The following is a 12,673-nucleotide window of genomic DNA, read 5'->3' on the forward strand; positions in this document are numbered from 1 at the left end:
TCGACTTGCATGTGTAAAGCATGCCGCCAGCGTTCAATCTGAGCCAGGATCAAACTCTTAAGTTCAATCCAGCAAAGTACTCAAAAATCATTACTGACTTTCGCGAGCACTTGAATCATTGCGAAACCATTGCCATCCGAAGATGGCTCGGCCGCACAACAACCAAGCACCCACACTTATCGGTTGTTCAACTTTTTAAAGAACTGCTGCACCAGCAGCGAAGAAGCGAGATTGTGGGGCAATCCAGAAAACTCGTCAACCCCCCTCAAACCAACCAACCCCGGACAACCCAAACCGCCAAATCGCCCGAAAGCCGCTTCTGCGCTCGACCAGAGGGCCGGAAAACACACCGCCCTGCAGCAAAGAGCCGCGAATTATAGGCATAGAAAAAAAACTGTCAACCTGGCAACGGAAATCCGCAGCCGGCAAGCTGCGTCCCAGGATGCCGGGCAGGAACCGCCCGTTCAGAGCACCTGATAGACGCGCAGTTCGAAGTCGCGTCCGCTCGCCGCCGCATCGAGCGGCTTGAGCTTGTGCAGACCGCCGTTGGCACTGACGAACAGGGGCACACCGGACATCAGCGCATCCGGAGACACCAGCACGCGGACTGCCTCGCCCTTGAGCAACGGATCGCACAGCAGGACTTCAGCTGCGGCACGGCCATCGTCGGCGGAAATGATTTCCGGACGCTGGGACACGGTTTCCACGCCGACCAGCCGCCCCTCGCCAGTTGCCCGCTTGCGTCGAACGATGCCGAGGTGCCAGGCATCTCCATCTGCCGAACGCAGGCCGACCAGGTCGCCCATCTGCACTGCGTCGTCCCCTGCGCGGGGAACCAGGGCGCCGATGCCTCCCCGACTGACATCGTACATCTGCCATTCACCGCTCGCCGACGTGCAGGCGCCGCCCTGCAGCAGGGTCTTCAATTCATCGAAGCCACGCACGGCTTCGAGGCGGCCATCGAGCAGATGCCGCCGGTAGCGGCGCAGTGGGGGCATGCTGGACCAGTGACGCAGCAAGGTCTGCAAGGCGAGCGCGAGCCCCGCTTCGCCGTGACGTCCATTGCCAGCCAGTTCAGCGGGTACGCTGCCCTGGGCCAGTTGCCCGCTGAGCCCATTGAGAATGCGTACCGCGGCGCCGGGGATCAGGTGCAGCATGCCGGCCATCTGCTCGCCGTGCTCCACCAGACGGCGCGGCGGCTCGCCATCCGCGGGAACGATACCGTACAGGCTGCTGCCCGCGGGCGAGGAAAGCAGGGAAAGATGGGGCAGCAGCAGATCGATCAGGCGGTCCACGGCGCCGACGGCATTGGGAGGAATCTGATCCATGCCACAACTCGCGTAGGCCACCGCGCGCAGATACTCCGCATGCAATGCGCGATGCTCCGGGCGGCGCCCGCGCAATTCGCCGATCAACCGCCAGAGGGTGGCATGACGAGGGCCGCAGGACAGGAATTCCCATTTCACGCGCTGGGCGGCGGCGGCGCACAAGCGCAGGTCGATCTGTTCCGCGACGTCTTCGCTCGCCCCTCCTTGCCCGGCCAGGCCGGCATAGGCATCGAGCAGCATGCCGGACACCGCGCATGCTTCGTCGGCCAGACGCGGCCAGCCGGCCAGGCCGCGCGACGGCAGGCCTGCGGGATGGTCGAGGACGCGGGCGAGATTCTCGCGCGCATCGTCTTCCAGTTGGGAAATCAGCGAAAGGCGGGCGGAAGGCGGCAGGCGGTCCGGAATCATCAGGCCGCGCAGCGAGGCTGCCAAGGCCTGCAACCCGGCGATGGCCTGACTGGCGGTGGACGCCCCCGCACCGCCGGAGGCGGCCGGAGATGGCCGCTCAGCAGCGGTGAGCCTTGCTTCTTCCATTCCTGTTCTCCCTCGCGCGCCGCGCCGGCCGGTGTGTTCGGCCAGGCGATCGAATGCCCGGAGATTAGCATAGGCAGTCCGCGCTAGAATCATGACTTCACCCCACGGGAAACGGATTCATGCGCCAGTACCACGAACTCATGCGGCATGTGCTCGAACACGGGCACCGCAAGACCGACCGCACCGGCACGGGCACCTTGTCGGTGTTCGGCTGGCAGATGCGCTTCGATCTGGGGGAAGGCTTTCCGCTGCTGACCACCAAGAAGCTGCACACGCGCTCGATCATCCATGAGCTGCTGTGGTTCCTGCGCGGCGACACCAACATCCAGTATTTGAAGGACAACGGGGTGTCGATCTGGGACGAATGGGCCGACGAGAACGGCGACCTGGGTCCGGTGTACGGCAAGCAGTGGCGGCGCTGGGAGACCGCCGACGGACGCACGGTGGACCAGATCGCCCAATTGGTGGAAGGGTTGAAGAACAACCCGGATTCGCGCCGCCATCTGGTGTGCGCGTGGAACCCCGGCGAAGTCGGCAGCATGGCGCTGCCGCCCTGCCACGCGCTGTTCCAGTTCTACGTGGCGGACGGCAAGTTGTCCTGCCAGCTCTACCAGCGCAGCGCGGACATCTTCCTCGGCGTACCGTTCAACATCGCTTCCTACGCGCTGTTTACTTTGATGATGGCGCAGGTGTGCGGCTACGAGCCGGGCGATTTCGTGTGGACCGGCGGCGACTGCCATCTGTACGCCAACCATCTCGATCAGGCCCGCCTGCAACTGAGCCGCGAGCTGCGCCCGTTGCCGACGCTGCGCCTGAACCCGGCGGTGAAGGATCTGCTTGCCTTCCGCTTCGAGGACTTCACCCTGGAAGGTTACGATCCGCACCCGCACATCAAGGCGGAGGTAGCAGTATGAACAATCCAGAGTTGGTGCTGATCGCCGCGGTGGCGCGCAACGGCGTGATCGGCCGCGAGAACGCGCTGCCCTGGCGGCTGCGCGCCGATCTGGCGCATTTCAAGGCCACCACCACCGGGCATCCGGTGTTGATGGGGCGCAAGACCTGGGAATCCCTCGGCCGACCGCTGCCGGGACGGCGCAATCTGGTGCTGAGCCGCGACCCGGCCTGGCGGGCGGACGGCGCGGAAGGCTTCACCAGCGCGGCGGCGGCACTGCGGGCCGCAGGCGGCGCCGAACGCGTGTTCGTGATCGGCGGCGCCGAGTTGTACCGCCAGTTGATCGACCAGGCCGACACGGTCATGCTCACCGAGGTGTGGGCCGACGTGGAGGGCGATGCGCACTTCCCCGGATTCGATCGCCAGCAGTTCGAGGAAATTGCCCGCGAACCGCGCCAGGCCGACGCCGACAACGAGTTCGACTTCGACTTCGTCACCTATCGCCGACGGCGCGCGCACTGAGCCGGAATACAAAAGGCCGCCCTGGGGCGGCCTTTTTTCATCGTGCGTCGTTCAATCCTGGCGCACGCAATCCACGAAGTAGTGCAGCTCACCGTTGCGCTCCTCGCGTACGAGGCCGTGGATGTCGGTCTCGAAACCCGGGAAGGCCGCATTGAAGTCGCGCGCGAAGCGCAGGTAGCGGCAGATCGTCCCGTTGAAGCGCTCGCCCGGGATCAGCAGGGGGATGCCCGGCGGGTACGGGGTGACCAGCATGGCGGTGACCCGGCCTTCCAGTTCGTCGATGGCCACACGCTCGATCTCGCGGTGGGCCATCTTGGCGAAGGCGTCGGCCGGCTTCATGGCCGGCACCATGTCCGACAAATACATCTCGGTGGTCAGGCGGGCGACGTCGTGCGCCTTGTAGAAGCTGTGGATCTGCGCGCACAGGTCCTTCAGGCCGACCTTCTCGTAGCGCGGGTGCTTGGCGATGAAGTCCGGCATCACGCGCCACAGGGGCTGGTTGCGGTCGTAGTCGTCCTTGAACTGCTGCAGTTCGGTCACCAGGGTGTTCCAGCGCCCCTTGGTGATGCCGATGGTGAACATGATGAAGAAGGAGTACAGCCCGGTCTTCTCGACGATGATGCCGTGCTCGGCCAGATAGCGCGTGAGGATGCCGGCGGGAATGCCCGAATCGGCGAAGTCGCCATCCACGTCCAGCCCCGGGGTGATCACCGTGGCCTTGATCGGGTCGAGCATGTTGAAGCCTTCGGCCAGTTCGCCGAAGCCGTGCCAGCGCTCGCCGGCCTTGAGCATCCAGTCTTCGCGGGTGCCCATGCCCTCCTCGGCCAGATATTCCGGCCCCCACACCTTGAACCACCAGTCGTCGGCGCCGAAGTCCGCCTCCACCTTGCGCATCGCGCGGCGGAATTCCACGGCCTCGGCCAGCGATTCCTCGACCAGCGCAGTGCCGCCCGGCGGCTCCATCATCGCCGCGGCCACGTCGCACGAGGCGATGATGGCGTACTGCGGGCTGGTGGAGGTGTGCATCAGATAGGCTTCGTTGAAGATGTCGCGGTCCAGCTTGCGGGTCTCGGAGTCCTGCACGAGGATCTGCGAGGCTTGGCTGAGGCCGGCCAGCAGTTTGTGGGTGGACTGGGTGGAGAACACCATGGATTCGCGGCAGCGCGGGCGGTCCGCGCCGATGGCGTGGTAGTCGCCATAGAAATCGTGGAAGGCCGCATGCGGCAGCCAGGCTTCGTCGAAGTGCAGGGTGTCGATCTGCCCGTCCAGCATCTCCTTGATGGCTTCCACGTTGTACAGCACGCCGTCGTAGGTGGATTGCGTAATGGTCAGGATGCGCGGTTTCTTGCCGCCGGCGCCGTTGGCGAACGGGTTGGCGGCGATCTTCTTGCGGATGTTCTCCATGGAGAACTCGGCGAGCGGAATCGGGCCGATGATGCCGTAGTGGTTGCGCGTGGGGGTGAGGAACACCGGCACCGCGCCGGTCATGATGATGGAGTGCAGGATGGATTTGTGGCAGTTGCGGTCCACCACCACGATATCGCCCGGCGCCACGGTGGTGTGCCAGACCATCTTGTTGGACGTGGAGGTGCCGTTGGTGACGAAGTACAGGTGATCGCAGTTGAAGATGCGCGCGGCGTTGCGCTCCGAGGCGGCCACCGGGCCGGTGTGGTCGAGCAGCTGGCCGAGTTCTTCCACCGCGTTGCACACGTCGGCACGCAGCATGTTCTCACCGAAGAACTGGTGGAACATCTGCCCCACCGGGCTCTTCAGGAAAGCCACGCCGCCCGAGTGCCCCGGGCAGTGCCAGGAGTAGGAGCCGTCCGCCGCGTAGTGGGTCAGCGCGCGGAAGAACGGCGGGGCCAGCGTTTCCAGGTAGTTCTTGGCCTCGCGCACCACGTAGCGCGCGATGAACTCCGGGGTGTCCTCGAACATGTGGATGAAGCCGTGCATCTCGCGCAGCACGTCGTTGGGGATGTGCCGGCTGGTGCGTGTCTCGCCGTGCAGGAAGATGGGGATGTCGGCGTTGCGGAAGCGGATTTCCTCGACGAAGGCGCGCAGCCCGGCGATGGCCTTGTCCGAGGCTTCCGACGAGGAGAACTCCTCGTCGTCGATGGACAGGATGAAGGCCGAGCCGCGGCTCTGCTGCTGGGCGAAGGAGGTCAGGTCGCCGTAGCTGGTGACGCCGAGCACCTCCATGCCTTCGTCCTCGATGGCCTTGGCCAGCGCGCGGATGCCCAGGCCCGAGGTGTTCTCGGAGCGGAAGTCTTCATCGATGATGATGACCGGGAAATGAAAGCGCATCCTTCTCTCCTGCGTCCCGCCCCGGCGCGGTGCCGGGGCAAAAGGGCATGTTACCCGTGTGGTGGTTGCCGCCGCGTTACCGCCGGAAAGCACAAGGGGCCGGCAACCGGCCCCCATGATTCCGCCGTCGCGCGTGGGCGTTCAGATTTTCGGCAGGGTCACGCCGGTCTGTCCGAGATACTTGCCGCCACGGTCCTTGTACGAGGTTTCGCAGACCTCGTCGGACTCGAAGAACAGCATCTGCGCCACGCCCTCGTTGGCGTAGATCTTGGCCGGCAGCGGCGTGGTGTTGGAGAACTCCAGCGTCACGTGGCCTTCCCATTCGGGCTCCAGCGGGGTGACGTTGACGATGATGCCGCAGCGCGCGTAGGTGCTCTTGCCCAGGCACACGGTGAGGATGCTGCGCGGAATGCGGAAGTACTCGACGGTGCGCGCCAGCGCGAAGGAGTTCGGCGGGATGATGCACACGTCGCCGGTGAAATCGACGAAGTTGCGCGCGTCGAAATCCTTGGGGTCGACGATGGTCGAGTTGATGTTGGTGAAGATCTTGAATTCGTTCGCGCAGCGCACGTCGTAGCCGTAGCTCGAGGTGCCGTAGGACACGATGCGGCCATTCTCGTTGGTGCGCACCAGCTCGGGTGCGAACGGCTCGATCATGCCGTGCTGTTCCGCCATGCGGCGGATCCACTTGTCGGACTTGATGGACATCGGCGCGAATTCCTTGGCCGCCGGGGCCGGCGGGTGAAAAATCCGCGTAGTGTAGGGCAAGCGCACGCGAATCGAAAGCGCCGCGGCGGACGGGCCGGCAGGGGCCCGTCCGCCGCCCGGTGCTCAGGTGTTCTGCACCACGATGTTGGGGAATTTGTGGCTCATGTCCTTGGCCTTTTCGGCCACGCGCACGGCCACCTTGCGGGCGATCTCGCGGTACAGCGCGGCCACCCGGCCGTCCGGATCGGCCACCACGGTGGGCGCGCCGCCGTCGGCCTGCTGGCGGATGTGCAGGTCCAGCGGCAGGGCGCCGAGGAAGGGGATGCCGTAGTCCGCACAGAGCTTCTGCCCGCCGCCGGTGCCGAAGATGTGTTCTTCGTGGCCGCAGTTGGAACAGATGTGGATGCTCATGTTCTCCACCACGCCGACGATGGGCACGCCGACCTTCTCGAACATCTTCAACCCCTTGCGCGCGTCCAGCAGGGCGATGTCCTGCGGGGTGGTGACGATCACCGCGCCGGTCACCGGCACGCTCTGCGACAGGGTGAGCTGGATGTCGCCGGTGCCCGGCGGCATGTCGATGATCAGGTAGTCCAGATCCTTCCAGTTGGTGTCCTTGAGCAACTGGTTGAGGGCCTGCGTGGCCATCGGGCCGCGCCACACCATGGGCGTTTCCTGATCGACCAGGAAGCCGATGGACATCGCCTGGATGCCGTGCGCCTCCAGCGGCTCCATGCTCTTGCCGTCCAGCGATTGCGGGCGCTCGGCGCCGATGCCCAGCATCTGCGGCTGCGAGGGGCCGTAGATGTCGGCGTCCAGCAGCCCGACGCGCGCGCCCTCGGCAGCCAGCGCCAGCGCCAGGTTGACCGCCGTGGTGCTCTTGCCCACGCCGCCCTTGCCGGAGGCCACGGCGATGATGTTGCGCACGCCGGGCAGCAGCTTCACGCCATGCTGCACCGCATGCGCGACGATCTTGCTGCGCACGTCCACTTCCACGCTGGTCACGCCCGGCAGCTTGCCCACGGCCTCGGCCAACAGGGCGCGGATCGGCTCGATCTGGCTGTTCGCCGGATAGCCCAGTTCCACCGTGAAGCTCACCCGGCCGTCGCGCACGGCGAGGTCGCGGATACCTCGCGCGGAGGCGAAATCCTTGCCGGTGTTCGGATCGATCACGCTCTTCAGCGCATCGTTGATGGATTCGACGGTCACACTCATTTGATTCGGTCCTCAGGGGGCCCGCCGGGCGGGCGCAACGCAGCGGATGATACCGGAGCGCCGGACGGCGCTCACCCTCTTCGCCGGCAGGGTTTATCGACACGGGCGCGGCGCGCTACCATCCCCGCCTTGCGCTTTCCAGGCTTCGACCATGTCCGTGCCGTTCCGCTCCCTGCCGCTCGCCGCATTGCTCTGCGCGCTGCTCGCGGCCTGTGCCACCGTACCCGGCGACACGCCGCCGCCCCCTGCGAGCAGCCCCGCCTCCACGCCGGCCCGCCCGGTGATCGACTGGGCGGGCATCTCCGCCGGGCTGGCCCGCGAACTGGAGGCATTGCCGGGCATCCAGCTGGATCGACAGGATGAGGGCGCGCTGCGCCTGCGCATTCCGGCAGCCGACGGTTTTGCTTCCGGGCAGAACACCCCGCGCGCCGAACTCGCCGCCCGGCTCGACCGCATCGCGGCCGTCCTGCGCACCCAGCCGATGGCGGCGGTGGAGGTGATCGGCCACACCGACAGCCTGGGCAGCGAACTCTTCAACCTGCGACTGTCCATCGAACGCGCGGAGGCGGTCATGGAAGCCCTGCGCGGCCGCGGCGTCGAACTGTTGCGTCTGTCCGCCGACGGACGCGGCGAGGCCGAACCGATCGCCGACAACGGCACGCCGGAGGGCCGCGCCACCAACCGGCGGGTCGAACTGATCCTGCGCCCACTTTACTAGCCCCCTGCAGGAGCAGCCTTGGCCGCGATCCGTGGCAGTTCGGACGCTGTTATCCCGGGCAAGCCCGCTCCTGCGCCACAATCGTCCGCGTGCGGGCGCCAGCGTTTGTTAAGATTTCGGTTTTCGCCTCAGCCCATACGACATGTCCCGCAAGATCCTCGTCACCAGCGCCCTGCCCTACGCCAACGGCGACATCCACCTCGGCCACCTGGTGGGCTACATCCAGGCCGACATCTGGGTGCGCTACCAGCGCATGCGCGGCAACACGGTGCATTACGTATGCGCGGACGACACCCACGGCACACCCATCATGCTGCGCGCCGAGAAGGAAGGCGTGAGCCCGGAGCAGCTCATCGCCCGCGTGCATGGCGAGCACCTGCGCGACTTCACCGACTTCGGCGTGGCCTTCGACCACTACCACTCCACCCACAGCGAGGAAAACCGCGCCTACGCGGAAGATTTCTACGCCAAGCTGAAGGCCGCCGGCTTCATCGACACGCGCGCCATCGAGCAGTACTACGACCCGGTCAAGAACATGTTCCTGCCGGACCGCTTCATCAAGGGCGAGTGCCCGAAGTGCAGCGCGGCCGACCAGTACGGCGACAACTGTGAGGTGTGCGGCGCGGCCTACGCGCCCACCGAGTTGAAGAACCCGTATTCCGCGGTGTCCGGCGCCAAGCCGGAACTGCGCAGCTCCGAGCACTTCTTCTTCCGCCTCTCCGATCCGCGCGCGGTAGCCTTCCTGCGCGAATGGACGCGCGGCACCAACGCCAACGGCCAGCGCCGCCTGCAGAGCGAGGCGGCCAACAAGATGCAGGAATGGCTGGGCGGCGAGGACGAGAACAAGCTCTCCGACTGGGACATCTCGCGCGATGCACCCTATTTCGGCTTCGAGATTCCCGGCGCACCGGGCAAGTACTTCTACGTCTGGCTGGACGCGCCGATCGGCTACCTGGCGAGCTTCCGCCACCTGGCCGGCAAGCGCGGCGCGGCGGGTGAGCAGATCGCCGTGGAGGACTACACCGACCCCGCACGCGCGGCCGCCACCGGCACCGAGATGGTGCACTTCATCGGCAAGGACATCCTCTACTTCCACGCCCTGTTCTGGCCCGCCATGCTGCAGTTTGCCGGCTACCGCACGCCCACCCAGCTGTGCGTGAATGGCTTCCTGACCGTGGACGGCGCCAAGATGAGCAAGAGCCGCGGCACCTTCATCACCGCGCGCTCCTACACCGAGCAGAAACTGGACCCAGAATGGCTGCGCTACTACTTCGCCAGCAAGTCCAACGGCAGCATGGAAGACGTGGACCTCAACCTCGACGACCTGATCGCCAAGGTCAATGCGGACCTGGTCGGCAAGTTCGTCAACATCGCCAGCCGCTGCGCGGGCTTCATCGCCAAGCGCTTCGACGGCAGGCTGGGCGCGAGCGACCCGCGCGCCACCGGCGAGTTCGAGACCGCCTATGAAGCGGCGCTGATCGCGCGCGCCTACGAGGAGCGCGACTACGGCCGCGCGCTGCGCGAGATCATGCGCCTGGCCGACCTGGCCAACCAGTACGTCAATGACCACAAGCCGTGGGAACTGGCCAAGCAGGCAGACCAGGAAGCGCAGCTGCACAGCGTGTGCAGCACCGCGCTGACCCTGTTCCGCGACCTCACCCTGTACCTCAAGCCAGTGCTGCCGGCCCTGGCCGCCAAGGTGGAAGCCTTCCTGGCCATCGAGCCGCTGACCTGGAACGCCGGCTGGCACCCGCTGCCCGCCGGCCATGCCATCAACGCCTACCAGCACCTGATGACCCGCGTGGAGCGCAAGCAGATCGACGCCCTGCTGGCGGCCAACCGCGAATCGCTCGCCCCGGCCGCCGCCGAGCCGGCCAAGACGAACAGCTCGCAGCAGCGCCACGCGGAAAAGCAGCAGCACGACGCCCAGGCGGCCGAGGCAACGCAAACGAGCGCCGCCGCGCACATCTCCATCGACGACTTCGCCAAGGTGGATCTGCGCATCGCGCGCATCGTCGATGCCCAGCACGTGGAAGGTGCCGACAAGCTGATCCGCCTGCAACTGGACATCGGCGAAACCGACGAGGCCGGCAACCCCAAAGCGCGCCAGGTGTTCGCCGGCATCAAGTCGGCCTACGATCCGGCCGCGCTGGTCGGCCGGCTCACCGTGATGGTCGCCAACCTGGCGCCGCGCAAGATGAAGTTCGGCCTTTCCGAAGGCATGGTGCTGGCCGCCTCCGACGCGGACGGCGCCACGCCGGGCCTGTACATCCTGTCGCCGGACGCGGGCGCGGCGCCCGGCATGCGGGTCAAGTAAGCCCCGCGTCAGCAAAACACGCTTTCATGCCTCTGACTCCTTCCAAGCGCTGGATCGCGCATCAGCACAACGGCTTCGGGCATCTTCGCCCGCAAGCCGCGCTGTTCGCCCGCCAGTTCATGGAAGAAATCCGGAGGCATCATGATCGCGTTCCGCCCCAAGCTGCTTGACACCCTGCCCGGCTACGGCCGGGCGGCCTTCGCCGCCGACCTGTCGGCCGGCGTCACCGTGGGCGTGCTGGCCCTGCCGCTGGCCATGGCCTTCGCCATCGCCAGCGGATTGAGCCCGGCCGCCGGCATCTGGACGGCCATCGTCGCCGGTTTCCTGGTTTCCGCACTGGGCGGTTCGCGCGTGCAGATCGGCGGCCCCACCGGCGCCTTCATCCCCATCATCTACGCCATCGTCGTCGATTACGGCGTGGCCAACCTGCTGATCGCCACGATGATGTCGGGCGTGCTGCTGCTGGCGATGGGCGCGTTCAAGCTCGGCAGCATGATCCGCTTCATCCCGTTGTCGGTGGTCATCGGCTTCACCAACGGCATCGCGGTGGTCATCTTCATCTCGCAGATCAAGGATTTCCTCGGGCTGGAGATCGAACAGCTGCCCGGCGAATTCTTCGCCCGCATGGAGGCGCTGGGCACCCATCTGCACACCATCCACCTGCCCACCGTGGCACTCGCGGTGGCCTCGCTGGCCGTGCTGCTGAGCTGGAACCGCCTGGCCGCCACGCGCTACGCCTGGATGCGCCGCCTGCCCGGCCCGCTGGCCGTGCTGATCATCGCCACCGCGTTCAACGCGCTGTTCGCCCTGCCGGTGGACACCATCGGCAGCCGCTTCGGCGGCATCCCGCAGAGCCTGCCGGATTTCGGCCTGCCTGAGCTGTCGCTGAGCACGCTGGGCAAGCTGATCACCCCGGCGATCACCATCGCGCTGCTCGGCGCCATCGAATCGCTGCTCTCCGCGCGCGTGGCCGACAGCCAGGTCGACGACCGCCACGACCCCAACCAGGAACTCATGGCGCAAGGCATCGCCAACGTCGCCGCGCCGCTGTTCGGCGGCTTCGCCGCCACCGGGGCGATCGCGCGCACCGCCACCAACATCCGCACCGGCGGGCGCACCCCGGTGGCCGGCATGGTGCATGCCGGGGTGCTGCTCGCCATCGTGCTGGTGCTGGCGCCGCTGGCCAGCCACATCCCGCTCGCCACGCTGTCGGCCATCGTAGTGGTGGTGGCAGTGAACATGGGCGAATGGCACGCGTTCGCACCGGGCGAGCTGAAGCGCTATTCGCTGAACTATCGCACCATCCTGCTCGGCACCTTCCTGATCACCGTGGTGTTCGATCTGACCCTGGCGGTGGAGATCGGCCTGGTGATGGCCAGCCTGTTCTTCATCTACCGCATGTCGGACCTGACCCGCATCGAACGCATCTCCCTGGATGCGCGGCCCGGCGCCGAAAACCTCCTGCGCGCCGACGGCAGCCCGCGCGTGGTGGCCTACCGCATGTACGGCAGCCTGTTCTTCGGCGCGGCGAACAAACTGGAAAACCTGCTGCTGATGCAGGACGGCCATCCGGAGGTGGTGATCCTCGACCTCAACAAGGTGATCAACATCGACACCACTGGCCTGGACATCCTGCAGACCCTGCAGCGCAACCTGGACAAGCGCGGCGCCCAGCTCATCCTGTGCGACCTGAACACCCAGCCCGCCTCCCTGGTGCGCCGCTCCGGCTTTTTCGACAAACTGGGAGAACCCAACGTGGTCGCCAATCTGGCCGAGGCGCTTGCGCGCGCGGGACAGCTCGGCGGCCGGGACGCGGAGATCGCCTATGCCTGATGCCACTTCCACCAGCCCCATCGTCCGCCACCTGCACATCCACGGGCATGTGCAGGGCGTGTGGTACCGCGCCAGCGCCAAGGCCGAGGCCGATCGCCTCGGCCTCGCCGGCTGGACCCGCAACCTGCAGGACGACAGCGTCGAGGCGCTGGTGGCCGGCCCCGCACAGGCCGTGGCCGAATTCATCGCCTGGGCCCACCAGGGACCCCCCAAGGCACGTGTGGAGCGCATCGACGTTTCCGACAGGGAGGCCCCAGCAGACACGGGCTTCCACATCCTTCCGGACGCCTGAACGCTCCGCC

The 12,673-nt window shown here is 66.5% G+C and carries 11 protein-coding genes and 1 rRNA gene; 6 read left to right on the plus strand and 6 right to left on the minus strand.

All coding sequences use genetic code 11. The features are described from left to right. Positions 1-65: ribosomal RNA gene (locus tag E6C76_RS13225) — 16S ribosomal RNA — on the minus strand; the annotation flags it as partial. Positions 66-464: 399 nt separating this feature from the next. Beyond that, positions 465-1,862, minus strand: coding sequence for a hypothetical protein (locus tag E6C76_RS13230; protein ID WP_136348716.1), 1,398 nt, complete (start codon positions 1,860-1,862; stop codon positions 465-467). Between the two features lie 119 nt (positions 1,863-1,981). Between E6C76_RS13230 and E6C76_RS13235 the strand changes: the two genes are divergently transcribed. Together E6C76_RS13235 and E6C76_RS13240 are read left to right on the plus strand one after the other, a co-directional pair. Then, on the plus strand, positions 1,982-2,776 hold the full coding sequence (locus E6C76_RS13235) for a thymidylate synthase (protein ID WP_136348717.1): 795 nt from the start codon (positions 1,982-1,984) through the stop codon (positions 2,774-2,776). After that, a complete protein-coding gene (locus tag E6C76_RS13240; RefSeq protein WP_136348718.1) occupies positions 2,773-3,276 on the plus strand; it encodes a dihydrofolate reductase in 504 nt (167 codons plus the stop codon). Before E6C76_RS13235 ends, E6C76_RS13240 begins: the two co-directional genes overlap by 4 nt. A 51-nt stretch (positions 3,277-3,327) precedes the next feature. Here the strand turns inward: E6C76_RS13240 and E6C76_RS13245 are convergent, their stop codons facing one another. The 3 genes from E6C76_RS13245 to apbC all read right to left on the minus strand — a co-directional run bounded on the left by E6C76_RS13245 (position 3,328) and on the right by apbC (position 7,503). Further along, entirely contained in the window at positions 3,328-5,580 is a 2,253-nt protein-coding gene (locus tag E6C76_RS13245; protein WP_136348719.1) for an arginine/lysine/ornithine decarboxylase, read from the minus strand. A 141-nt stretch (positions 5,581-5,721) separates the two neighbouring features. After that, positions 5,722-6,288, minus strand: coding sequence for a dCTP deaminase (gene dcd, locus E6C76_RS13250; protein ID WP_136348720.1), 567 nt, complete (start codon positions 6,286-6,288; stop codon positions 5,722-5,724). A 123-nt stretch (positions 6,289-6,411) separates the two neighbouring features. Next, positions 6,412-7,503 carry an iron-sulfur cluster carrier protein ApbC gene (apbC, locus tag E6C76_RS13255; protein WP_136348721.1) on the minus strand — a complete coding sequence of 364 codons (1,092 nt, stop codon included), beginning with the start codon at positions 7,501-7,503 and terminating at the stop codon, positions 6,412-6,414. Positions 7,504-7,654: 151 nt separating this feature from the next. On the opposite strand from apbC, the gene E6C76_RS13260 reads away from it, so the two are divergent. After that, positions 7,655-8,221, plus strand: a complete 567-nt coding sequence (locus tag E6C76_RS13260) for an OmpA family protein (protein ID WP_136348722.1) — start codon at positions 7,655-7,657, stop codon at positions 8,219-8,221. A 142-nt stretch (positions 8,222-8,363) separates the two neighbouring features. Beyond that, positions 8,364-10,538 (plus strand): methionine--tRNA ligase, encoded by a 2,175-nt coding sequence (gene metG / locus E6C76_RS13265; RefSeq protein WP_136348723.1) that lies wholly within the window; start codon positions 8,364-8,366, stop codon positions 10,536-10,538. 8 nt (positions 10,539-10,546) lie between these two features. On the opposite strand, the gene E6C76_RS22575 is transcribed toward metG, so the two are convergent. Next, on the minus strand, positions 10,547-10,681 hold the full coding sequence (locus tag E6C76_RS22575; RefSeq protein WP_269140168.1) for a hypothetical protein: 135 nt from the start codon (positions 10,679-10,681) through the stop codon (positions 10,547-10,549). Between E6C76_RS22575 and E6C76_RS13270 the strand changes: the two genes are divergently transcribed. Beyond that, positions 10,677-12,371 carry a SulP family inorganic anion transporter gene (locus tag E6C76_RS13270; protein ID WP_136348724.1) on the plus strand — a complete coding sequence of 565 codons (1,695 nt, stop codon included), beginning with the start codon at positions 10,677-10,679 and terminating at the stop codon, positions 12,369-12,371. The genes E6C76_RS22575 and E6C76_RS13270 overlap by 5 nt on opposite strands. Further along, a complete protein-coding gene (locus tag E6C76_RS13275; RefSeq protein WP_136348725.1) occupies positions 12,364-12,663 on the plus strand; it encodes an acylphosphatase in 300 nt (99 codons plus the stop codon). The genes E6C76_RS13270 and E6C76_RS13275 overlap by 8 nt, the downstream gene beginning before the upstream one ends. Positions 12,664-12,673: the final 10 nt, after the last annotated feature.

Source organism: Pseudothauera nasutitermitis, assembly GCF_004801295.1.
Classification (GTDB): domain Bacteria; phylum Pseudomonadota; class Gammaproteobacteria; order Burkholderiales; family Rhodocyclaceae; genus Pseudothauera; species Pseudothauera nasutitermitis.

Excerpts from the sequence above, each read along its gene's own strand:
- metG (WP_136348723.1), top strand. The coding sequence starts at position 8,364 with ATGTCCCGCAAGATCCTCGTCACCAGCGCCCTGCCCTACGCCAACGGC.
- E6C76_RS22575 (WP_269140168.1), bottom strand. The coding sequence starts at position 10,681 with ATGATGCCTCCGGATTTCTTCCATGAACTGGCGGGCGAACAGCGCGGC.
- E6C76_RS13235 (WP_136348717.1), top strand. The coding sequence starts at position 1,982 with ATGCGCCAGTACCACGAACTCATGCGGCATGTGCTCGAACACGGGCAC.
- E6C76_RS13245 (WP_136348719.1), bottom strand. The coding sequence starts at position 5,580 with ATGCGCTTTCATTTCCCGGTCATCATCATCGATGAAGACTTCCGCTCC.
- E6C76_RS13240 (WP_136348718.1), top strand. The coding sequence starts at position 2,773 with ATGAACAATCCAGAGTTGGTGCTGATCGCCGCGGTGGCGCGCAACGGC.
- E6C76_RS13275 (WP_136348725.1), top strand. The coding sequence starts at position 12,364 with ATGCCTGATGCCACTTCCACCAGCCCCATCGTCCGCCACCTGCACATC.
- E6C76_RS13230 (WP_136348716.1), bottom strand. The coding sequence starts at position 1,862 with ATGGAAGAAGCAAGGCTCACCGCTGCTGAGCGGCCATCTCCGGCCGCC.
- E6C76_RS13260 (WP_136348722.1), top strand. The coding sequence starts at position 7,655 with ATGTCCGTGCCGTTCCGCTCCCTGCCGCTCGCCGCATTGCTCTGCGCG.
- dcd (WP_136348720.1), bottom strand. The coding sequence starts at position 6,288 with ATGTCCATCAAGTCCGACAAGTGGATCCGCCGCATGGCGGAACAGCAC.
- apbC (WP_136348721.1), bottom strand. The coding sequence starts at position 7,503 with ATGAGTGTGACCGTCGAATCCATCAACGATGCGCTGAAGAGCGTGATC.